Source organism: Sphaerochaeta sp. (assembly GCF_050178175.1).
In the GTDB taxonomy this organism is placed as follows: Bacteria; Spirochaetota; Spirochaetia; order Sphaerochaetales; family Sphaerochaetaceae; genus Sphaerochaeta.
The window spans coordinates 1-22,035 of the sequence record NZ_JBFXGH010000001.1 but is presented as its reverse complement, the minus strand read 5'-3'; the positions used below and the strand labels follow the sequence as shown (position 1 = coordinate 22,035).

Genomic DNA, 22,035 nt, shown 5'->3' with positions numbered 1-22,035 from the left:
CAAGAAAGAGTTCTAGAGAAAGTGGTTCCTGCAGGCAGCAGAGTGCATACAGCTCTTCAATGTGTTGTTCTTGTTCGCTCGTAAGCGTGTTGCATTGTAGGATATCCATCAATGCAAGTATTGAAGAAAAATGCCGGTACAGCTAGAGGTGTGCACCGGCATGGAATATAAAAATCTTGCTTTATGCCTTGACCAGGTGAATAGCGAATCCGCTGAGCTCCTGCTCAAGGTAACATACCTTGATCTTCCCCTTTGCATCGCGTTGGATGGTCTCCTCGTTGGCGGAGAAGCCGAACTGGGAGAGGTAGGAGAGGGTTCGCTCGATGGAGAAGCACCTGAAGCCGATGTGGCCCATCTTCCCCAGGTACTGCTTGGGCAACACTTCGATGGTGGTATCGAGGAAGGTGGAACTGTTGCCACTCTTTTTCACCATGCCCAGTGCCTCCAGTCCCTTGATGGTCTTCTCAGCCTCTGCTGCATCCTGGTTGTTGATGCCCATGTGGGCGAACTCCAGTCCCTGGAGGGTGCGTACCGCCTCCCTGCTCAGGTCCTCTATCGCCTGCCAGTCCTCCGCCTCGATGAGGTCGGCCTTGACCATCCACGATCCGCCCACTGCCAGGACATTGGGCTGCCTGGCATAGCTTGCAAGGTTCTTGGTGCTGATGCCGCCGGTGGGCATGAAGAGGAGGTCAGGGAAGGGCCCTGCGAAGTTCTTGAGCATGTCCACGCCCCCGCTCACCTCGGCGGGGAAGAACTTGAGGGTGGTAAGTCCACGGCTGATGCCCGCCTCGATGTCGCTGGGTGTACAGACACCCGGGACGATGGGTATGTTGTTTTCCAGCGCCCAGTCCACGACGGTGGGGTTGAAGCCCGGGGAGACGAGGAACTTGGCCCCGGCGGCCACTGCCTTCTTTGCATACTCGAGGTTGATCACCGTGCCTGCTCCCACGAGCATCTCGGGGTATGCCTTGGTGATGCGCTTGATCGCCTCCTCTGCCGCTTGGGTGCGGAAGGTGACCTCTGCACAGGGCAGGCCGCCTGCGATCAGGGCTTCTGCAAGGCCCTCGGCCTTGCTGGCATCATCGATCTTCACCACCGGTACCAGGCCGATTGTATGGATCTGTTCAAACAGTGCTTCATGCATATGCGTTGCTCCTTCTTGGATATTCCAAATATGAAACGATGTTTCAAAATATCATTGACAGACTCAAGCATACCTTCTATGATTTGAAATATCAAGAGGATATTACTGTACCTGTATAAAAATATGGAGGAGACTTCTATGGGAAATACATTTGTAACTTTTGGCGAGATCATGTTGAGACTCAAGTCACCAGGGCATGAGCGGTTCTTCCAATCTCCTGCTTTGGAAGCCACCTTTGGCGGAGGAGAGGCCAATGTCGCTGTTTCTCTCTCATTGCTTGGAAAGAAATCACGGTTCGTGACCGCACTTCCTGCCAATGCCATTGGGGAGGCTGCAGTACGAGAGGTTCGTAAGTATGGTGTTGATACCTCAGCGGTTACCATGACCAAGAAGGGCCGTGTCGGTATCTACTTCCTGGAAACTGGGGCAAACCAGAGACCCAGTAGTGTCGTTTATGATCGTGCAGAGAGCTCAATTGCGCTCAGCAAACCTTCTGATTTTGATTTCAGATCAGTACTTGCTGATGCACAATGGTTCCATATCACCGGTATCACCCCGGCAATCAGCCAGGATGCAGCAGACAGTAGTCTTGCAGCAATGAAGGCCGCCAAGGAAGCTGGAGCTACCGTATCCATCGATCTGAACTACCGAAAGAAACTCTGGAACTATGGGAAGAAAGCACCTGAGGTAATGAGGGAATTGGTCAAGTTTGCTGATGTAATCATCGCGAATGAGGAAGATATCCAGAAGTGTCTGGGTATTGAGGCCAAGGTTGATGTTACCAGTGGTGAGTTGGATACAGATGTCTACAAGGATCTTACCGAAGAGGTGAAGCGCCAGTTCCCCAATGTTTCGGTGGTTGCCGTTACCCTCAGGGAGAGCAGGAGTGCCGACCACAATGGTTGGAGTGCAGCACTCAGCGGCAAGAGTGGTTTCTACCTCTCCAAGCACTATGAGATCACGGATATCATTGACCGTGTCGGTGGTGGAGATTCCTTCTCTGCTGGTCTGATCTTCGCACTCAGCGAGTATGGGGATGATGAACAGTATGCCATCAACTTTGCAGTGGCAGCGTCAGCCTTGAAGCACTCCATCGATGGGGACTTCAATCTCAGCACCAAAGCAGAGGTTGAGGCACTGTGCAAGGGAGATGGAAGCGGTCGCGTTCAGCGATAACCACGGCAAACGTATCATATCAGGGGGAGCAAGCTTTTCGAAGTTTGCTCCTCTCTCTTTACCAAACCTTTACCTTGTTTCCTTATAGAGTAGATAGTACATCCCTATACTTGGCTCAACGACAAACAAAGGAGTCAATATTATGCGTAAGACAATGATACTTTCCGTAATCTTCGTAGTGGCAATGGGTGCTGTCCTCCCTGCACAACCCATCAGCGAGCAACAGACTGAACTTTCCCAGACTGAGGAAATGGTAGAAACCACCGGGGCTGAAGGATTGCTCTATATGGCAGAAGAAGAGAAGCTTGCCAGGGACGTCTATCTTGCACTTTATGAAAAGTGGGGAAGTCGTGTATTTCTCAACATTGCAAATGCTGAGCAACAGCACATGGATGCAGTTTCTGCGGTCATGAAAGACAAGGAGATAGCCAATCCTGTTGAAGATTCAGAGATCGGGGTCTTCCACAACACCGAAATTGCCGCACTCTATGAGAGTCTGGTTGCGCAAGGCAGCACATCCATAGAGGAAGCTTTCCTGGTTGGGGCCATCATAGAGGATCTTGATATCTATGACTTGCAACGATCCATTGAGGCAAGTGAGGATGAAGTGGAAATCTGGGTATACAACAATCTGCTCAGAGGTTCAGAGAGCCATATGCGTGCATTCGTAAGGCAGTTGAATAGCTATGGTATGGATTATACTGCCCGCTATATCAGCGATGCTGAACTTTCCAGAATCCTTTCACAACGCTGATCAGCTCCTGCACTCCTGTGATGGATGAACAATTCCTCGGTTGCCAAGGAAAGCTTGGTGACCGAGAATTCTGTCCCCTCTGGGTAGATGTAGTACGTATCTTCCAGGGTGGAAAGGTCTATACAGTCCCCTTTACCGAAATATTCATACTCTATATGGCAGGCATACATGCTCAACGAAGGTTTTGACAAGCAGAATGCGTTGTGGCCAAATTCCCCTTCCAGGGTAAAGCCTTCCATGGAATGAGTCAGTTTTGCTTTCCCCAAGGGAATGTATCCTCTTGCATTGGGAAGAGCTTCCACTCGTGCCATGGCTTCAAAATGGTAGGTACCTTGCTCTATTTCTTGGCGAACCTGTTCCCGTTCCCACTCATACCAATCGGGAATATGGGAGAACTCTGTGGTTAGTGTATGTTCGTCATCAGCTTTCCTTACTGCTTTCAACTCACCATACTCGCTCATTTCCCACTGTTTGTGGCAGGCCCCACATCCCAGGATTGTACCTTTGCTGTACATCTTATATGCACGAAGACAGTGAGGGCATTGATACAGCGGTTTATGCAAGCCCTCTGCCCGTTTGGGATACGCTATTCTGATCTTGTTCTCTTTCTGCCACGCATACTCATCATATTCGAAGGCTTTTCGTATAACCTTGTTGACTTCACTGGTCTTGGCTTGTTCCAGTTCTTCAGCAGTGAAAAGCAGTGAAAGATCGGCTTCAATTCGGTTTCCTCGGCTTTTCAGGTTCCAAAGAGGGCTATTCAGGTAGTGCCCATGCATATTCAGCATCACCACAGGAACCCCCAACAGCTTGGCCATCTTACCGAGGGAGTCAGGAAGTATGGCAGTCGTACCCACCAGTGAATATCGAGCTTCCGGGTAGAGAGCCAGGATATCCTTGTTGACGGTCAAAACCTCCCTGATATGTCTGACCAGCTGAAGGTCATTGGTAAACTTGCGTTTGCAAATTCCCCCAGCGTTTCGCAGCAGCCACTCCCGTTTGAGAAACCCATCGATTGCCACGACATAGTTTGCTCTATGGGGGAAAAGGGCAGCGGTGGTCACCTTGAAATCAATGAATGCCATATGTGTACAGAGTAAGAGAAAGGGAGGTTTGACCCCTTCCATTCTGGTACGATTGATTTTCAGCTTATGTTTCCACACGGCAGGGTAGCTGAGTAGCCATGTTACAGGTCTTAGATAGTGGCGTTGTCTGATGGGCTTTTTCTGCATATCAAAACGCTTTGCTTGTTGTAGTTCCTCAAATCCCGTCATTACCGTCTTCCTTTGTCACAATGTAGCGTGTAGGAATCAAGAGAACAAGTACGGCGCTGTAGTCATTGGATAAGTACCATGAATCTTGTATAGTGGAACCATGAAACACACAACCCTGTATGAACTGGCCAAGGCTTATCAAGATGCTTCCATAGATTCAGTCTTTTCGGAAAACGACCTGATCTGCATACTTTCTGAAGAACAGGTACCATATTATGTATCGGTTGTGGATTCAGCGTTTGCTGCTTATCGGGGGGAAAAGGGTCTCACTGGCTACCTTGCTCTCTCGCTGCAGGATGAGGGTATCTCAGAGATGGAAAACCTGGATCTCCAAGAGGCTCAGGAGTGTTTGCTTGGCATTATGCGAACAGCGAAAGAGAATCTGGAAGAGAGTGACCTCAAGGCAGCTGAAGAGAGTGGGGTACCTTTCAGCGAAGATGCCTACCCCCAGTTCAGGAGCAAGGAACAGTACAAGGTCCCCTGGTACATCAGTGATAAAGAAGAAGCGGATTTGATCCTCATCCTTCGTGGCTTGCTGTTTGCCAAGGAGTATTTCGCATCCTATAAGAAAACCAAGAAGACCAACACGTTTTCTTTCTGGATTGATTCTCTTCAGTTGGAAGAGACAGACAAGAAGGAGTACATCCCCACACTGGAGAAGAAAGGTGATAGCTTTTCAGTCAGTGCCCGGGTATTGCAGGATGAAGCTTATGGATTCTACTATCCGCAAGCATTTTTTACCAATGAAGATCGTCAATTGCAATACAAGAGGATGAAGGCAAGACCAGGAAAGATCATGGCACTGGCAATCGGTATGATGATTGAGCCGATACTCCCCAAAGAAGGTGAGAGACCTGTGTATCCCTTCTATAGCCTTGCCTATGACCCGCAATCTCATCAAGTGCTTGATGTCTTCCTGGTTGAGGATTATGAACAGGAACATGGGAAGATCATCAGCCGCTTGCTCGAGCTGTTTGAGAAGGAAGGAAAGCCACAGGCGATCCACTGCTATGGCAAGAGAACCCTTCCACTGCTTTCCGAATTAGGCAAGCAGATCGGTATCATGGTGGTCAGTGGGAATCAGGAGGAAGAGATGGATAGCCTGATCCAGGATATGTTCAAGGAACTCTATGAGATTCCTCATGACCATGATCATCATACCTGCAATCATGAACATCACCATCATCATGAAGAGTAGGTAATCAGGCATCTCCTCGCTTGGGGACGATGCAGATGAACACGAATTGCCCCTCTCCTGCGTTGGAAATCTGATGGTCAATTCCATCCGGCACATAGGCAACCGATCCACTTTTCAGTGGATAGTCCTTACCGTCCATGAAGAGATTCCCTTTCCCTTCCACTGCAAAAATGACATGTTGCCATGGATGGGAGTGGTGAGGAGCCTTTCCTTCCTTCTCCAAGGTGAACATGCGCATTACATAGTCTTCCCACCCTTGCTCAGGGCCAATGAGGACCTGCTTGATGACTTTATCTGCTATATTCTTTTTTTCAATCTCATCGCGATGTGATACAAACATATGCTCTCCTATTTTCCTTGCAATCGTTCCATTACCCAGTCAGTACGCATGCCACTCTCTCCTGTACTGGGGCAGTGACCTTTGCCCAACAATTCATCGGTAACCGTTTGGATGAGGGGTTGTGCTACATGTTCTGGAGGTTCAGGAACGGCAATAACCTCCCTCCCATTCCCTGTCTCAAGGATTATCGGTTTCCCGATATCCAGTACAGAGTAGGAGAGGATGCCCTTGCTCCCGAAGATGGTGGTGGTATCCTCGTCCTTGCAGGTGTTGAAACACCAAAGTCCCGTACCACAGACACCACTCCCTGTCCTGAAACTGCCATGGACAATATCATCAGCTCCATACATTTGGCTTTGGTTTCGGCCTTCTCCTGTTGCCTCGACAATGGGACCAAAATAGAAGTCGATCAGATCAAGGGAGTGTGAGCCAACATCGAGCAACAAACCGCCCCCGCTTTTCTCTGGTTGTACTCTCCATCTCCCCTTGCCCACGGTATCTTCTGGTTTGATGGATTGCAGCAACTCCACATGGACCGCCCTGATCTCTCCAAGTTTTCCACTGTCGATCATCTCTTTGATCATAAGGTATTTTGGGAGTGCCCTGCGATAGTAAGCACTGAAAAAGGGAATGGAGTGTTGCTTGCAATACTCCACCATCTCCTTGCTTTGTGCATAGGAAACTCCCAGGGGTTTTTCACAGTAGACTGGTTTTCCCTTTGATGCTGAGAGGAGCGTATAGTAGTGGTGGGAGTCTGGATGGGTAGCAATGTAGATTGCATCCACCTGTGGATCCTCAATGAGCTTGAGTGCATCATCATACCAGGTGTCCACTCCATGGCGTCTGGCATAATCGGCTGCCTTCTCCGCATTTCGCCTCATGACAGCTACAAGTGAAGCCCCCTCTGCTTTCTGGAATCCAGGGCCGCTTTTCACTTCAGTTACATTGCCGCATCCAATAATACCCCATCTAACTTGTTGCATGAACAGACTCCTTTCTCATCATGATAGCTCATAGGTGGAGAAAAAACATCCCCGGGGAATTCTTACCGCTTTACTTGGCTTCTTCCCAGCCAAGAAGGTGAGAGAGGTTTGTACATGCAGCCAGTATGGACTTGGTGATGTGTTCCTGCTCTTCCGGATTGAAACGGAAAAGAGGCCAGGAGACACTCATCGCAGCAACGACCTTTCCTGTGTAGTCCTTGATTGGGGAGCCGATGCAGAGCGTGCCCATTTCATGCTCTTCATTGTCGCTTGCCCAGCCTCGATTGCGGATTTGCTGCAACTCCTGTTTCAATACCCCAATATCGGTAATGGTATTTGGGGTGAATGGTTTCATTTTGACCGATTCGAGATACGCATCCAACGAATCTTGCGTCATGTCACTGAGCAGGACCTTCCCGATGGCTGTACAGTACAGGGGGATTGCCTTTCCAACCCGTGAGTGCATTCTGATGGTGAAGGAGGACTCCTTCTTCAGGACATAGACAGCCTTGTCCTCCTCCAGCACTCCCATATGCACCGTCTCGCCCAGTTCATCACAGAGCCTTTGGGCGACAGGATTGGCCACATGAATCAGATCGATATGCTCAAGCCCATGGGATCCCACAGAGAACATCTTCAGCGTTAGGCTGTAGAGATCTGTGTTATCCCGATAGACATATCCAAGGTTGACCAAGGTGGAAAGAAACCTGAGCAGGGTTGCTTTTGGCAAACCTGTCTCCTTGGAGAGTTGTTCCAGATTGATGCTTTGATGCTTGGACAATGTCTCCAGGATGACAATGGTTCTAATAACACCGCTGGTTTGTTGTTTCTCTCCTGCCGGCTTGGTTATCTTTCCCATGGTATCAACTCTCGAAATAAGCTTTTGCATTACCAAAGGAGATGTTCTCAACCACCTTTCCCAGCATCTCCATGTCGTATGGAACTTCTCCCTCTTCTGCCCAGGTACCCAGGATATTACAGAGGATACGTCTGAAATACTCATGCCTGGAGTAGGAGAGGAAGGACCGGCTGTCGGTAAGCATCCCGATGAAACGGGGGAGCAGGCCAACGTTGCCAAGAATCTTCATCTGCTCTTCCATGCCATCCTTGTGGTCAGCAAACCACCAGGCAGAACCAAGCTGCATTTTTCCAGGGATCCCATCCTGGTAGCAACCCATCAAGGTAGCCAAGGTGTAGTAATCCTTTGGGTTGAGTGTATAGAGAATCGTCTTGGGTACCTCGCCGGTGGTAGAGAGATTGTTCAGGAAAGCGGATAGTCCTTCAGCAAGATCCTTGTCGTGGGAGGCATCAAAGCCGGTATCAGGTCCGAGTTTCTTGTACATCAAGCCATTGTTGTCCCTGATGGCTGCAAAATGCAACTGCATGGCAATGTTGCGCTTTGCATACGCCTTTGCAAGATGCGTAAGGACAAACGTCTTGTAGGCTTCCACCTCTTCATGGTTCAGGCACTTGCCATTCATCTTTTTCGCGAAGATTTCATTCACTTCCCGCTCGCTCTTGAAAACAGCTGGAGCGGTCACCAGTGCATGGTCGCTGGCCTTGCAACCCATACTCACAAAGAAATCCAGCCGATCGATCAGGATCGCAACAACATCGCTGACCAAGGTGATGGATTTCCCGGAAACAGTTTCCAAGGATTCCATATAGGCGCAGAATGTCTCTTTCTCAATGTTCAATGCCTTGTCGGGACGGAAGGAGGGTATTACTGTGGCTGGGACTTCCTTTTGTGAGGCAATTTGCTTATGGTATGCCAAATCATCAGCAGGGTCATCGGTGGTTCCTACCGCGTAGACCTTGAACTGTTTCATGATACCTGTCACTGAGAGGTTCTCGTTTTCCTTGAACTGTCGGTTTGCCTCTTCATAGATTTCCTTTGCGTTCTTTGTGTTGAGCACCTCATGGATGCCGAAATACCGCTGTAATTCAAGATGGGTCCAATGGTAGAGAGGATTTCCCAAGGCATTTTCCATGGTACCTGCCCATGCCAGGAACTTTTCATACGGGTCTGCGTCCTTCCCGGTAATCAGTTCCTCTGGGACCCCATTGGCACGCATGGCACGCCACTTGTAGTGGTCTCCTCCAAGCCAAGCATCGGTAATGGTCGAGAACTTCTTGTTCTCAGCTATTTCCTTCGGGTTGAGGTGGCAGTGATAATCATAGATCTTCTGGTCTTTTGCATACTCATGATACAGCTTCTGGGCTGTTTTTGTTTGTAATAGAAAGTGTTCGTCCATGAATTGTTTCATAATCGTTCTCCTTTATTTCGCATTCTAGAGGATGACCCCATCCTTGAACAGCGATATCTCTGCATACCCATTCTCTTCGTTCCTTGTCCTCTGTTCACCACTGGCAACTGCCTGGATGAGGGATAGGAAATCGGAGAGTACCTCTTCATTGTCTTCAGCTAAGAGCCTTCCTGCGTCAAAATCAATCCAGCCAGTCTTCTTTGCTGCCAATGCACTATTGCTGGAAATCTTTACGGTGGGAACAGGAGCTCCCAGTGGGGTTCCCCTTCCTGTGGTAAAGAGAATGATATGGGCGCCGGCGGCGGTGAGAGCTGTGGTGGAGACAATGTCATTGCCTGGACCTGAGAGGAGGTTCAGTCCCCTTCTCGTTACCTGCTGTCCATAGGCAAGGACATCGGTGATGATAGCCTCTCCACCTTTTTGGATGCATCCAAGGCTCTTGTCTTCCAAGGTGGAGATTCCTCCAGCCTTATTCCCTGGGGAGGGATTCTCATACACTACCTGCTCATGCTTGACGAAGTACTGTTTGAAGTCATCGATCAAGCGTACAGTCTGCTTGTAGACGTCTTCATCTTGGCTGCGGTTCATCAACAGCTGTTCAGCTCCAAACATCTCGGGGACCTCGGTAAGAATTCCTGTCCCTCCCATGGCAGTCAATGCATCGCAGAATCGACCAACCAAAGGATTGGCTGTGATGCCGCTGAGGCCATCAGAGCCACCACATTTAAAGCCAACGATGAGGTTGTCCATGCCTACTGGCTCCCTTCTGTCGTGTTGCATGGCCTCATGGATTGCTGATATGAGCTTCTTGCTCTCCTCAATTTCATCATCTACCTCCTGTGAGGTAAGGAATTTTACCCTGTTTGGATCGACATCCCCCACCAGCTCCTTGAAGGACTCGGGGGTGTTGTTCTCGCAACCGAGTGCAAGCACCAATACCCCTCCAGCATTGGGATGGTGAACCAAGTCGGCGAGAATGGTCCTGGTTGCCTCATGGTCATCGCCAAGCTGGCTGCACCCGTATGGGTGGTTCCAGACATGGATTCCATCATACCTTTCACTGACAGGAAAGGTCTGGTTTGCCCAAGAGACCAGTGTCTCTGCTACCTTGTTTACACAACCGACCGTGGGTACGATCCAAAGCTCATTCCTGATGCCGATCTTTCCATTTGCCCGTCGATAGGCTTGTATTGTCGGGGTCTTGTCAGCCCAGAAGACTTTACGTTTCTCCGCTTTTTCCTGAAATTGCAACGCAAGTTCTTTGTTGTAGTGATAGGCAGCTTTCTCTGAGAGGAGTGTCTTGATATTGCTTGCATGTACATGCTCACCCTTGGCTATATACTGTTTTGCCTGCCCGATGGGAGCCCCGTACTTGATGACTGGCTCTCCCTCTGCAATATCCTTGATGGCAAACTTATGGCCGGAGGGAATATCCATCACCAACGTGATATCATTCCCTCGCACACGGACCACCTCCCCCTTGCCTAGGGGGGCTATTGCAACTGCCACCACATCATCTGGGTGGATGATAACGAATTTGTGCTGCTCCATACGTACTCCTACAGTGCCTGCATGGCTTTTTGCATACCGACAGACCAGATGGCCTCCAGGTTTTTCTCGACTGCATACTGTAAGCCTTCGATCTGGGTGAGATCCTGGGACCACCAAGCGGAATTGGAAAGCACAGCGGTGCTGATACGTTTCGCTCTTGCCAATCCTTCATCACGCTCTTTATAGAGGGCTGCAAAGGTCTCCAGAATGTCCTGGTTGTCTTGGATGAGATAGGTCTCGTTTCCTCTTTTCCCCTTCAGTGCACTGCCTTCATATTCGGTCCCCTCATAGAAGCTGATCAAGGCTGAAAGAGCGAAGACCAGTCGCTTAGGAAGGGAACCTTGCTTTGTAATGTATCCAAGCAGGCTGGGAAGGTTGCGGGTCTTGAACTTTGAGACAGAGTTGAGTGAAATGGAGAGCAACTGATGTGGGTTGTACGGGTTTTCAAACCGTTCCAGTACATCGTTTGCATACGCTTCCAACTCCTCCTTCGAGCCATCCATGGAAGGGATGATCTCTTCAAAGATTCCTCCATGCATGAATGGGTACAACAGGTTTTTGTCTGCGATACAATCCTGGACGGTGTTATGCCCTGCCTGATATGCGGCAAGTACACTCATGGTATGTGCACCATTGAGAATCCGGACCTTCCGGGTTCGATAAAAACTCATGTCGTCGGTCCAGATGACGTTCAAACCAGCCTTGTTGAAGGGAAGCTCATCTTCATGGAACTCCTTGTGACATTCAATGACCCAGAGATGGAAAATCTCCGCGGCATCAAGGAGATTGTCCTGATACCCAATTTTTTCACACAGCTGTGCTGCCTCAGCGCGGGGATATCCAGGAACAATGCGGTCAACAAGTGAGTTGCAGAAATCACATGCTTCATCAAGCCAGGTGGTAAACCCTGCTTCCAGATTCCACTCCTTTGCATATTGCAACACGATTCGCTTCAGGTTGTCACCGTTCTTGTCGATAAGCTCAACTGGGATGACAATAATCCCCTTGTCTTGTGCGCCATCAAAAGCTTTGTAACGCTTGTAGAGAAACGCACAGACTTTTGCGGGGAAGGCAGCTTGGGGAGTGTCCTGAAGGCTGTTTCCTTCGCTGTAGGCAATGCCTGCCTCAGTGGTGTTGGAGACAATGAACCTTAGGTCTTCGCTTTCTGCAAGCTTCATGTATGCTTCATAGTCATCTTTCTTATATGGATTCAGACATCGGCTGACACTGTTAATGATACGGAACTCCTCAACGTTCTTTCCTCCCTGAACACCCCTAAGGACAGTGGTGTAGAGACCTTTCTGGTCATTGATCATATCGCTCAACCCTCTCTCGAGTGGTTGGACGATGACCACATTGCCGTCAAAGTCAGTCTTTTCATTGAGGATATCGATCATCCAGTCAACAAAAGCACGGAGAAAATTCCCTTCACCGAACTGGAGGATTTTCTCTTTTCGAGCAACTGTCTTATGAGTTTCAGTAATCGATTGCATAAATGTATCTCCTTGTCATCTATTCAGTATGTTACGTTATTTTCTTTCTTCCATAAAGGGTATGTGCCATGAAGGCACAGATGGTTTGTTGGAAGACGATTCCAAAAATGACAGGTAGTGCAGTCTCAGGGGGGAAGTAAGCAATGGCAAGAACCAAGGCTGAGCTGATATTCCTCATGGAGACGGCGAAGGTGACACTCTTTCGATCTTCCAAGGCAATACCGGCAATTTTTCCTAAATAGTGAGCAAGCGGATATCCGATGATTGCAAGCAATGCACAGGCAAGAGCGATAGGTAGGTAGATCCAGGAAGCCTCAGCGATAAGACGTTCAGCTACGTTGCTGGTGTTGATGACAATGATGAAGAAGAGACCGATCTTGGAGAATGGCTTCAGGTTTGGCCCCACGTGGTCGTTGACCTTCCCGCCTGTGGCATTGTTGATGAGAATGCCGACGATGGAGGGGATGACAACCATGATAAGCAGGGAAACCATCATTCCCTTGGTGTCGATCTGTACGTTGGTCTGGGCAAGGAGTGCGACTGTGTAGGGGGTAAGAAAAGGGGCAAGGAGGGTGGAGACAATGATCAAGGTCAGGGAGAGTGCCCCATTTCCCCTATAAATGTTTGCCCAGATATATCCGGTGATTGCAGTGGGGATGGCCATCAGGAGAATGAATCCTGTGATAATTGCAGGATGTCCGGGGAACAGCAGGTTTGCCAGCGCCCAAGCCACCAAGGGCATGATGATATTTGCTCCAAGGATGAAGAAGAGAATGGCTTTTGGTTTCTTGATGACCCCAAAGAAGGCATTTGAACTGATACCGAGGCCACCAATAAAGGTAATAAGACCAAACAGGTAGGGTACCGATGGGGTCATCCAGGAGACACGTGAACCAAGGAGGAGTCCCATGACAACACCGCTGGGAGTGAGGAGCGGCATGAGCCGCTCCAGATGATAGTTCAGGCCCTTGAGCCTTGCCTCGACTTTTTGAAAATGAAACATTGTTCCGAATGATAGCCTTCTCCTTGCTGGACTGTCAAGGTGAAAAAACCTGTGGTATAGTGATAACGTTTATGAGGAGGTTGCTGTGGGTGCACACGTGACAAGGCGGGTGGGATTGGTGTTGGCCTCTATCCATACCGGAGCTTCCAACGGGCTCTGGTCGCAGATTGCAAGCCACTGCCAACGTTCCGGCATTTCCCTGTTTGTATTCCCTGGAGGAAGACTTGAGTATCAGGAGAACCAGGAGTACCTGCGTAATGCCATCTATTCTCTGGTGAATACCGATAACCTTGATGGTGTGATCACCTGGGCTTCAGCCTTGGGTGGGGCTGTCAGTGTCTCAGAGGTCCATGCCTTCCTGGATAACCTTGACGGTCTGGACTGTGTCTGCATCGGGATGAAGAAGGAAGGCTGCCCCGGAATCTCTTTTGATGCCTATTCTGGGGTTCAGAGTGTCATGCTGCACTGTATCCGTGAACACCGTGCAAGGAAGATTGCCTTTCTCCGGGGACCGGAGAATCACTATTCTGCCGAAGACCGCTACCGGGCCTATTGCGATACGCTCGACCAAACCAGTCTGCTCTTTGATCCCCGCTTGGTCAGTGATCCTTTCTCCTGGTCTGAAGGAAGGAAGGCAATTGTTCAGTTATTGGAGGAGAGAAAACTCGTTCCTGGACAGGATTTCGATACGTTGGTTTGTGCCAGCGATCTGATGATGTTTGATGCAGGAAAATACTTGGAGAACCTCGGAATCTCAATTCCTGAGGACCTGCGTATCGTGGGATATAATGACAGCAGGGAAAGTCACCTCCTGAAGGTTCCCTGCACCACTGCGAGGATGCCGGTTAATGAGTTGGCAAGGATGTCCTGGAACCTGCTCAGCGATATGCTTTCAGAGGAGGAGCCTTCTTGCTTTGACTTGCTTCTTCCCTCACAGCCGATCATTCGGCAGAGTTGTGGGTGTACCTACTCCCTGGGAAGTGAACAACAGGCTCGGTGCGTAATCGGGAGCCAGGAACTTTTCAAGGCTTGGTTGATCCAGGTGTTCGAAGCGAATGAGGAGGAGCAAGAGAGGATTGGCCTTCTGCTTAAGGAAGCCTCCTTGCACCATGAGAAGGAGGTGCTCTCCTTGCTCGGACATCTATCCTACCGTTTCCTTGACAGGGGAGGGGATCCCAGCCTTCTGAGTGAAGCCCTGCATTGGTACTGTACCTTTTTCGCAACCCTCTCCTTCAAGACTCTCTGTGCAGGTCCGATCAGGGACCTCTTTCTCCGTCAGCGGGATCTGGTTGCACATGAACATGCCTACCAACAAGCTTTGCAGGCAAGCATCCTCAATATGCTCAAGTGTGACCTCTTGGGTGTGAGAACGCTTTCAACCATACCATCCCTCTTGGCAAAACACCTTGGATCCCTTGGTCTTGATGCGGGATATCTGGTTTTGTATGGTGATGAGACGACCAATACCTTTATCGGTGGGTATGCCGATTCCCTGGTCATGGAAAGGAGGCAATCATTTCCCAAACACCTCTTATTGCCACAAGGACTGCTGGATCATCTTGGGCAGGGTGTACATGTGGTTGAACCTTTGTTCATGGACAACCAGCCACTGGGGTATCTCATCCTGAGAACATCGTTGTTCAGCGGAAGTGTCATGGAAGAGCTACGAACCGCTTTGAGTTCAGCTATCAAGGGAGCATTCCTCCTCGATGCCGCCAACCGTGCAAGGGAAGATGCAGAGAGGGCACAGCGGTCGAGAAGTGAGTTCTTTGCCAATGTTGGGGAAGGACTCAAGACTCCTCTTGAGACAATTCTCTCCATTGCAAAGCAGGTTGAAGGAGAGATGGGGAAGCAGATAGAGGAACAGATTCGTTCTGCCATGCATCTTCTGGACCTTTCCCTCTCTCACTCCGGCAATCTTGAGTTGGAGAACAAGGTCTGCAATCCTATGACCCTTATAACACCGCTACTCACCTCCTTTCCTCTTGCCTATGAAGGACCGAGGGAGATGCCGGCTCTGTGCGTTGATGCAAAGCGGTTGATCCAAAGTCTGACTATCATTTGCGAATACATTACAAGGGAGGGAGGAGAAATGGGGTTGGAATCCACTTTGTCGAAGGATGGCCTCCGTTTCCGTTTTGCTTCCTCTTCAGTTTCTTGGAAGGCTTCAATGGGAAGTCAGGAACCAAGTCTCTCCTTGGCTCAAAGAATTATCCTGATGAGCCATGGATCATTCTCCCTGATAGATAATGCAGTAGTTGTGCAGCTACCCCTGCCAAGCTTGACGGGTGAGAGCAGCCCCCCTTCCCATGATACCTTGTTCTATATTGTTGCTGATGAGAATGAGCCGATACCTGAGGTGTTGCGTACTTCCTTTGCTTCCTGTGAAGTAATCCCTGTGGGCACCCTGCAGAAGCACGAGCTCTCCAAGATTGCAGGAGGTATTATTGGTTGGGATGCGGATAATCAAGGAAGGGAGTTCCGTCTCCTGCGTTCAGCGATTGCAGGGCATAGCACCCTCTCCCTAGCTCCCATGATCTGTCTCCACGCTCCTGAAGGCCAGCAAAATCTCTATTCATCCCTGATGAGAACTTCCCATCATCTTTCTGATGGTGTTTTGGTTGCGATCAAGGGACTTCCCGAGGATTCTTGCAAGGCCCTTGCCTTGGATGAGGAGTTCATTGTTCACAGTGAACCAGATGAGGTGTTGGATGTGGTAGCCAACCAGCCGGTAAAAATGATACTTGCCTCACTCGTTGATCCTGTTCTTTACCGGAATATTCGAAAATCCTCGGATGCTCCGATTGTGGTGATTCGTGAGTTTTGGGAGAAGGAGGCGGCGGAGGAGCTCTCCCTTGTTCCCCGTCTCCTTATCGCCCACCAGTGTGTACTTGAAAGCAGTGAGTTTGGGCAGCGGTTGCTTGAGCTGTTGGAAACCAATGAGATGCTTCCTCCTCTCACCGGTGCCTTGGTCAAGCGAGCTGTGGTCTATTTGGGTAGGCATGCTTCCCAGCAGATCTCACGTTGGCAACTTGCTGAATCAGTGAATGTCAGTGAAGACTACCTGACGAGAATTTTTCGCAAGGAGTTGGGTATCAGCCCATGGGATTACCTGAACCGGCAACGGGTATTCCTTGCCACCCAGTTGCTACGGGAAAGTTCTCTCTCGATAAACGAAGTGGCAAGCCAGAGTGGATTCCAGGACCAAGCGTATTTCTGCAGGGTGTTCAAGAAGATCAAGGGATGTGCTCCAGGAAAGATTCGGGCACAACATTGAGGTGGATTATTCTTGACAGAGGGGGTTCGTTTCGCTGTTATACATGGCAGTGGGGAGAGAAGTGCAGATCAATTCTTCTATGGGCTATTTAGCGGACTCTTCTTTGTATATATCGTGATTTTCATACATTTTGGCCTGCAGTATTGGAATATGAGGAAACGGCTTCGCTGACCGTATTCTAATGCAGTACCCCTGCATTCAGTTGAGCTGAGATCATAAAAACCTATATAAAAAGGTCGGTAAAGTACAAGAGACGACCTGCATAATCTTGCCATCTTGCCCCTATGCTGAGGGTGTGAGGTTGCAAATGGCAGAAAGAACGGCAAAACAGCAGTTGCTACGTGATATCAAGCGGCATAAATCAGTCTATGCTTTGCTTGCAATACCTTTAATCTACTACATTATCTTTAAGTATGTCCCGATATTCAACGGGCAGATTGCCTTCAAGGATTATATGGCCTTGGACGGGGTGCTGGGTAGTCAATGGATTGGATTTGAGCATTTCAGAACCTTCATCAACTCCTATTATTTTGTTGAGTTGCTCAGAAACACCCTGATGTACAGTCTTGGGAAGTTGGTGTTCAGTCTTCCCCTTGCAATCATCCTGGCAATTGCCATCTATGAGAGCAACCGCCCACTTCTTCGAAAAACAGTGCAAACACTTGCCTATCTCCCACACTTTCTCTCATGGGTCATCATGTACGGTATCTTGCTTGCCCTATTGGCGCCAGGAGACGGAGTTGTCAATGATGTGATCAAGCTTTTTGGTGGCAAACCCATTGATTTCCTGACCAATACTGATGCCTTTCCCTGGATTGTCATTCTCAGTGATGCATGGAAGGAAATGGGCTGGAGCGCCATCATCTTCATTGCCGCCTTGATGGGCATTGACCCCTCCCTCTTTGAGGCAGCCTTGGTTGAGGGCGCAAACTCCTGGCAACGGGTACGGTATATCACCCTTCCCTCAATTCGTCCGGTCATCGTTATCGTGGTCCTGCTTCGTTTGGGAACCATCCTGGATGCAGGGTTCAACCAAATATTCATGTTGTACTCAACGCCGGTCTATTCGGTTGCCGATATCATCGATACCTGGGTCTATCGTCAAGGCTTACTGGAGTTCCAGTTTGGCCTTGCCACTGCAGTCGGTCTGTTCAAGGGATTCATTGGTATGTTCCTCATCCTTGGTTCCAACCGTCTGGTCAGACGCTTCGGCGGAAACTCATTGTACTAGGGGGTTGGGAATGAAGATGCAAGGAACCAGAAAAAAAGGACGATTCACTTCTGTATCGATTAAGCCTACTGCAGCAGATCACAGCTTCAATTTCTTGGTGGATTTATTTTTGGTTTTGCTCCTGCTGATCATCGCAATCCCGCTTTGGAGCACCATCACTCTCTCATTCAGGCCTAATGACTATATTGGCAACAACCTGGAAGGAATGTTCCTGATGCCCTGGAACTGGTCGACCTCAGCATACAAGGCGCTGTTGGGAAATGCAGGATTCCTGCTTGCTTTCGGCAACAGTGTAAAAATTTTGATTGGTGGGGTAGCAAGTGCATTGCTGCTTACGATACCCCTTGCATATGTACTCTCCATACCCACCCTTCCTGGAAGACGATACTTGAATATGCTTGTTATCATTCCCTACGTTTTCAATGTTGGGATGATCCCAACCTACCTGTTGGTTACGAATATCGGTTTGATCGACAAGTTGCCGGCTGTCTACATCCCGGTAGCGATCAGCACCTACAACTGTCTGATCATGCGTTCCTTCTTCGAGGGGATTCCCAACGAGCTGAAGGAGTCTGCACGAATTGATGGGGCATCAGAGATTCAAGTTCTCTTGAGAATTATCCTGCCCCTCTCGAAAGCGATCATCATGACCATCGGCTTATTCTACGGGGTGTCCTTCTGGAACAACTTCTTCCATGCAATGCTCTACCTTAACAGTAATTCATTACAGCCCCTTCCTATTCTGCTCAGGAACATACTGATGGCCAGTGGAATGAATGAATATGTGGAGGTAAATGCCTTCGGGGATGCTCCGATCGCCGCCATCAAGGCCGCATCGGTTTTCATGAGTGCCATCCCGATGGTTATTGCCTACCCATTCATCCAGAAATATTTCACCAAGGGAACATTGCTGGGAAGTGTGAAAGGGTAAGACGCTTTCCTGCTCTGCATGATTTTGATTGGATTTGGTAATTCATAAGGAGGATTAGCCATGAAGAAACAGTATTTCGTATGTATCGCACTCATTGCGTTGCTTTCTTTCGTTTCCCTGCCGGTATTCAGTCAGGGAACCAAAGAAGCTGCAGTAGATGGCCCGGTGACCATTGACCTATGGTATGGCGCTGCGGTTACCGAAGCTGGGCCACCCCCAGCCGATTGGGTAGGATTTGACATCATCAAAGAGAAGTTGAACATCGATCTGAAGCTGACAACGCTTCCCTCCAACGAGAGTGACCAGGATGTAAAGATCCAGGCTGCTGCTGCGGCAAACAATCTCCCCGACCTGTTCATGGTTCGCCGCGATGTATTGGCCCGTCTGGTTCCCCAGGGCTTGGTTGCTCCTGTTGATGATCTGTATGAGAAGATGCCCACCCGTACGGCAACGCATTACAACGAGGTAAGTCGTAACCATGCAAAGTTTGGTGGAAAGAGCTATGGACTGGCTGACCCCGGTTCAATCGTCAAGAATGAAGGTTTGCTGATTCGCAAGGATTGGTTGGATAATCTCGGTTTGAGTGTACCAACCACTACTGATGAATTGCTCGATGTGATGCGTGCATTCACCTTCAATGACCCTGATGGCAATGGAAAGAATGACACCTATGGTTATGGTGCTTTCCAGGAAGTCAACAATTATGAAGCATGGCCCGGCCGCCGCTTGCAACCGATCCTCGGTGCATTCGGTGTTGAAGGTACCTGGGACATGACTGCTGACAGCGCTGGCCTGAATGTTCTCAAACCAGAATTCTATGATGCCATGGTATATCTCAAGAAGATGGCCGATGAGGGTATCATTGATCCAAACTGGCTTGCCTACAAGAAGGATGATTTCCGTGCTGCTTGGAAGCAGGGTCGTTTTGGGATCATGAGAGAGCAGAATGCAGCATTTGCCGCCCAGTCCAACTATGCTCCATTCGACAAGAACTTCCCTGACGGTGAGTGGGTGATCATGGAAGCAATTAAAGGGCCGAAGGGACATGCCTCGATTGGACCTTACACTGCAGGATTCCGCATTTACGCAATCAGTGCAAAAGCGGCTGAAGAAGGAAAGAAGGACAAGATTGCCGAACTGCTCGAGTGGATGGCCTCCGATGAAGGCTACTTCCTGCTTGGCTGGGGCGTCGAGGGTGTGAACTACACCAAGGATGCAAACGGCGTTCCTGTTGCTGATGGCCTCCCCGATCCTGATCTGGCTTTCAGTGGTCCTGTCGGACAGACCGTAACCCAGCTGAGAAACATGGTCTTCTACAATGGTGATATCGAATTGTATGCCCGTTATCCAAAGTACGTTACCGCCACCAGCAAGAAGGAAATGTCTGCCCTTGAGGTACTGCGTGAGATGCAGACCAAACAGTGGACCCCAGCTGTTGGTTCTGACATGCTTCCGATTCCGAATGCTGACCTGAAGCGTTTCTACGAACAGGGATTGAGCGAGTTCATCACTGGAAAGCGTACGCTGAACAGGTCTAACTGGAATACTTGGATTGCTGAGTTCAAGGAACTTGGTGGGCAGGAATGGAATGACAAGGGTGTTGCCTTTGCCAAGGAGAACAACCTGCTGAACGAGTAGGTATGATGAGACCTGGTTCCGGCTGCCGATCATCAGGCAGCCGGAAGATTTGGCACGAACATGAGGAATGAAGCATGATGGACAGGGGTGAGCGCCTTTCGTTGAAACTGGCTGAAAGTGTGGTTTCACGCTACAAACCTTCACAGATGCGATGGCATTATGAGCATGGGCTGGTGATACACAGTTGTCTGCTGGTTGGAGAGGCCTACAACCGAGAAGAGATGTTCCAGTGGGCATACACGATGTATGACCCGATGGTGGCCAATGACGGCCAGATTGTTTCCTACCGATTAGGGGAGTACAACCTTGACCAGATTAACGCTGGAAGAAATCTTTTCGCTCTGTATGATAAGACAAAGGAGAGACGTTTTCTCCTGGCTGCCCAGCTGCTGAAAAATCAGCTCAACTCCCACCCCAGGACCCTTTCAGGAGTATTCTGGCATAAGGAAATCTATCCTTGGCAGATCTGGCTGGACGGGGTCTACATGCAAGGTCCCTTCAATGCCCAGTTCTGCAAGGTAAGTGGTGATAGTGCAGGGTTTGACGATACGGTGGAGCAGGTGATCATGGTCTATCGTACGCTTAGGGACCCGAAGACGGGCTTGCTGTATCATGCCTATGATGAGTCTCGGGGACAGAGATGGGCTGACGCAGAAACCGGTCTTTCTCCCCATTTCTGGGGGAGGGCGATTGGGTGGTACTGTATGGCCATCCTTGATATCCTCGACTTCCTTCCTGAGTCGCATCCCAAGCGTGGGGAACTGGGACGTATTCTTACCCAGGTTCTTGATTCGTTGCTTTCCTATCAAAGTAAGAGCGGCATGTGGTTCCAGGTGGTGGATAGGCAAGATGAGAAAGACAACTATCTTGAAACCTCATGTTCAAGCATGTTTGCCTACAGTCTTCTGAAAGCATTGCGGGTTGGTATTACCAATAATGAGCTCTATCGAAAGCAGGCAATGCTTGCCATTGGGGACATCAAAGAAAGATATCTAAGAGAGGATGGGAAAGGATGTCTCCATCTAGGAGGAATCTGTTCTGTTGCTGGATTAGGCGGAAATCCCTATCGTGATGGTTCATTTCACTACTATGTATGTGAGCCAGTGGTGGAGGATGATTTCAAAGGGGTGGGTTCCTTTATCCTTGCTTGCTTGGAAGCTGAGCAATCTACCTAGCCAAAGTAGTGTGCTTGTCTTCAATTCCCCGGTGATTGAACCGGGGTTTTTGCGTTCAGTCAAGAATTTCTATGAGTATCGAGGTATAGACAACTGTTTCTTAATCAATGGTTTGCCTTGATTCAATACTTCTAGGATGCGGTTTCTTTGTTTGACAACGGTACAAGGTGAATGTAGAATGAGTTTACACAGTTTTTTGTGCATGATCACAAAAATAGGAGAAGACAGTATGAAAAAATTGGCTGTAGTGCTTTGTATCTTCCTGATGCTTGGCTCGTTTGCATTTGCTCAAGGAAGCGATGAAGGTGGGGCAAAGAAGAGTAATCTTCGTGTTGGAATGGTCACTGATGCTGGTACGATTGATGATAAATCCTTCAATCAGGGAACTTGGGAAGGTATCTTGAAGGCAAGCAAAGACTATGCGCTTGATGTCAAATATCTCAAGCCCGCAGGGACCACTGAGGCTGACTACCTGAAGGAAATCGGTAACTTGGTTGATGCTGGCTATAACTTTATTGTATGCCCAGGATTCAAGTTCGAGACCGCACTGTTTGAGGCTCAGGATAAGTACCCCAATGTAAAGTTCGTCATCCTCGATGG

The 22,035-nt window shown here is 49.2% G+C and carries 18 protein-coding genes; 9 read left to right on the top strand and 9 right to left on the bottom strand.

Annotated elements, in window-relative coordinates; all coding sequences use genetic code 11:
- Positions 1-181: 181 nt before the first annotated feature.
- Positions 182-1,144 (bottom strand): bifunctional 4-hydroxy-2-oxoglutarate aldolase/2-dehydro-3-deoxy-phosphogluconate aldolase, encoded by a 963-nt coding sequence (eda, locus tag AB7S66_RS00090; RefSeq protein WP_428517348.1) that lies wholly within the window; start codon positions 1,142-1,144, stop codon positions 182-184.
- A 138-nt stretch (positions 1,145-1,282) separates the two neighbouring features.
- Between eda and AB7S66_RS00085 the strand changes: the two genes are divergently transcribed.
- On the top strand, positions 1,283-2,320 hold the full coding sequence (locus AB7S66_RS00085; RefSeq protein WP_428517347.1) for a PfkB family carbohydrate kinase: 1,038 nt from the start codon (positions 1,283-1,285) through the stop codon (positions 2,318-2,320).
- Between the two features lie 142 nt (positions 2,321-2,462).
- Entirely contained in the window at positions 2,463-3,074 is a 612-nt protein-coding gene (locus AB7S66_RS00080) for a DUF2202 domain-containing protein (RefSeq protein WP_428517346.1), read from the top strand.
- On the opposite strand, the gene AB7S66_RS00075 is transcribed toward AB7S66_RS00080, so the two are convergent.
- A complete protein-coding gene (locus tag AB7S66_RS00075; protein WP_428517345.1) occupies positions 3,029-4,348 on the bottom strand; it encodes a lysophospholipid acyltransferase family protein in 1,320 nt (439 codons plus the stop codon). The genes AB7S66_RS00080 and AB7S66_RS00075 overlap by 46 nt on opposite strands.
- 100 nt (positions 4,349-4,448) lie before the next feature.
- Between AB7S66_RS00075 and AB7S66_RS00070 the strand changes: the two genes are divergently transcribed.
- Complete coding sequence (locus AB7S66_RS00070) at positions 4,449-5,546, top strand: DUF6930 domain-containing protein (protein ID WP_428517344.1); 1,098 nt, start codon at positions 4,449-4,451, stop codon at positions 5,544-5,546.
- A 4-nt stretch (positions 5,547-5,550) separates the two neighbouring features.
- On the opposite strand, the gene AB7S66_RS00065 is transcribed toward AB7S66_RS00070, so the two are convergent.
- The 7 genes from AB7S66_RS00065 to AB7S66_RS00035 form a co-directional block, all read right to left on the bottom strand.
- Positions 5,551-5,886 carry a cupin domain-containing protein gene (locus AB7S66_RS00065; protein ID WP_428517343.1) on the bottom strand — a complete coding sequence of 112 codons (336 nt, stop codon included), beginning with the start codon at positions 5,884-5,886 and terminating at the stop codon, positions 5,551-5,553.
- 8 nt (positions 5,887-5,894) lie between these two features.
- Positions 5,895-6,869: a Gfo/Idh/MocA family protein gene (locus AB7S66_RS00060; protein ID WP_428517342.1), complete on the bottom strand. Its 975-nt coding sequence runs from the start codon at positions 6,867-6,869 to the stop codon at positions 5,895-5,897.
- 70 nt (positions 6,870-6,939) lie between these two features.
- Complete coding sequence (locus AB7S66_RS00055) at positions 6,940-7,758, bottom strand: IclR family transcriptional regulator (RefSeq protein WP_428517341.1); 819 nt, start codon at positions 7,756-7,758, stop codon at positions 6,940-6,942.
- The gene (gene uxaC, locus AB7S66_RS00050) at positions 7,733-9,136 is read right to left on the bottom strand and encodes a glucuronate isomerase (RefSeq protein WP_428517340.1); all 1,404 of its coding nucleotides are present in this window, start codon (positions 9,134-9,136) and stop codon (positions 7,733-7,735) included. The genes AB7S66_RS00055 and uxaC overlap by 26 nt, the downstream gene beginning before the upstream one ends.
- A 24-nt stretch (positions 9,137-9,160) precedes the next feature.
- Positions 9,161-10,687 carry a UxaA family hydrolase gene (locus AB7S66_RS00045; protein ID WP_428517339.1) on the bottom strand — a complete coding sequence of 509 codons (1,527 nt, stop codon included), beginning with the start codon at positions 10,685-10,687 and terminating at the stop codon, positions 9,161-9,163.
- An 8-nt stretch (positions 10,688-10,695) separates the two neighbouring features.
- A complete protein-coding gene (locus AB7S66_RS00040; RefSeq protein WP_428517338.1) occupies positions 10,696-12,180 on the bottom strand; it encodes a tagaturonate reductase in 1,485 nt (494 codons plus the stop codon).
- Positions 12,181-12,211: 31 nt separating this feature from the next.
- Entirely contained in the window at positions 12,212-13,183 is a 972-nt protein-coding gene (locus tag AB7S66_RS00035) for a bile acid:sodium symporter family protein (RefSeq protein WP_428517337.1), read from the bottom strand.
- Between the two features lie 85 nt (positions 13,184-13,268).
- On the opposite strand from AB7S66_RS00035, the gene AB7S66_RS00030 reads away from it, so the two are divergent.
- The 6 genes from AB7S66_RS00030 to AB7S66_RS00005 all read left to right on the top strand — a co-directional run.
- The gene (locus AB7S66_RS00030) at positions 13,269-16,460 is read left to right on the top strand and encodes a helix-turn-helix domain-containing protein (protein ID WP_428517336.1); all 3,192 of its coding nucleotides are present in this window, start codon (positions 13,269-13,271) and stop codon (positions 16,458-16,460) included.
- A gap of 307 nt (positions 16,461-16,767) precedes the next feature.
- Positions 16,768-17,691, top strand: a complete 924-nt coding sequence (locus AB7S66_RS00025) for an ABC transporter permease (RefSeq protein WP_428517335.1) — start codon at positions 16,768-16,770, stop codon at positions 17,689-17,691.
- 10 nt (positions 17,692-17,701) lie between these two features.
- On the top strand, positions 17,702-18,622 hold the full coding sequence (locus AB7S66_RS00020; RefSeq protein WP_428517334.1) for a carbohydrate ABC transporter permease: 921 nt from the start codon (positions 17,702-17,704) through the stop codon (positions 18,620-18,622).
- A 60-nt stretch (positions 18,623-18,682) separates the two neighbouring features.
- A complete protein-coding gene (locus tag AB7S66_RS00015) occupies positions 18,683-20,260 on the top strand; it encodes an extracellular solute-binding protein (protein WP_428517333.1) in 1,578 nt (525 codons plus the stop codon).
- 74 nt (positions 20,261-20,334) lie between these two features.
- Positions 20,335-21,435 (top strand): glycoside hydrolase family 88/105 protein, encoded by a 1,101-nt coding sequence (locus AB7S66_RS00010; RefSeq protein WP_428517332.1) that lies wholly within the window; start codon positions 20,335-20,337, stop codon positions 21,433-21,435.
- A 265-nt stretch (positions 21,436-21,700) separates the two neighbouring features.
- A partial coding sequence (locus AB7S66_RS00005) for a BMP family lipoprotein (protein ID WP_428517390.1) occupies positions 21,701-22,035 on the top strand: 335 nt, incomplete at its 3' end.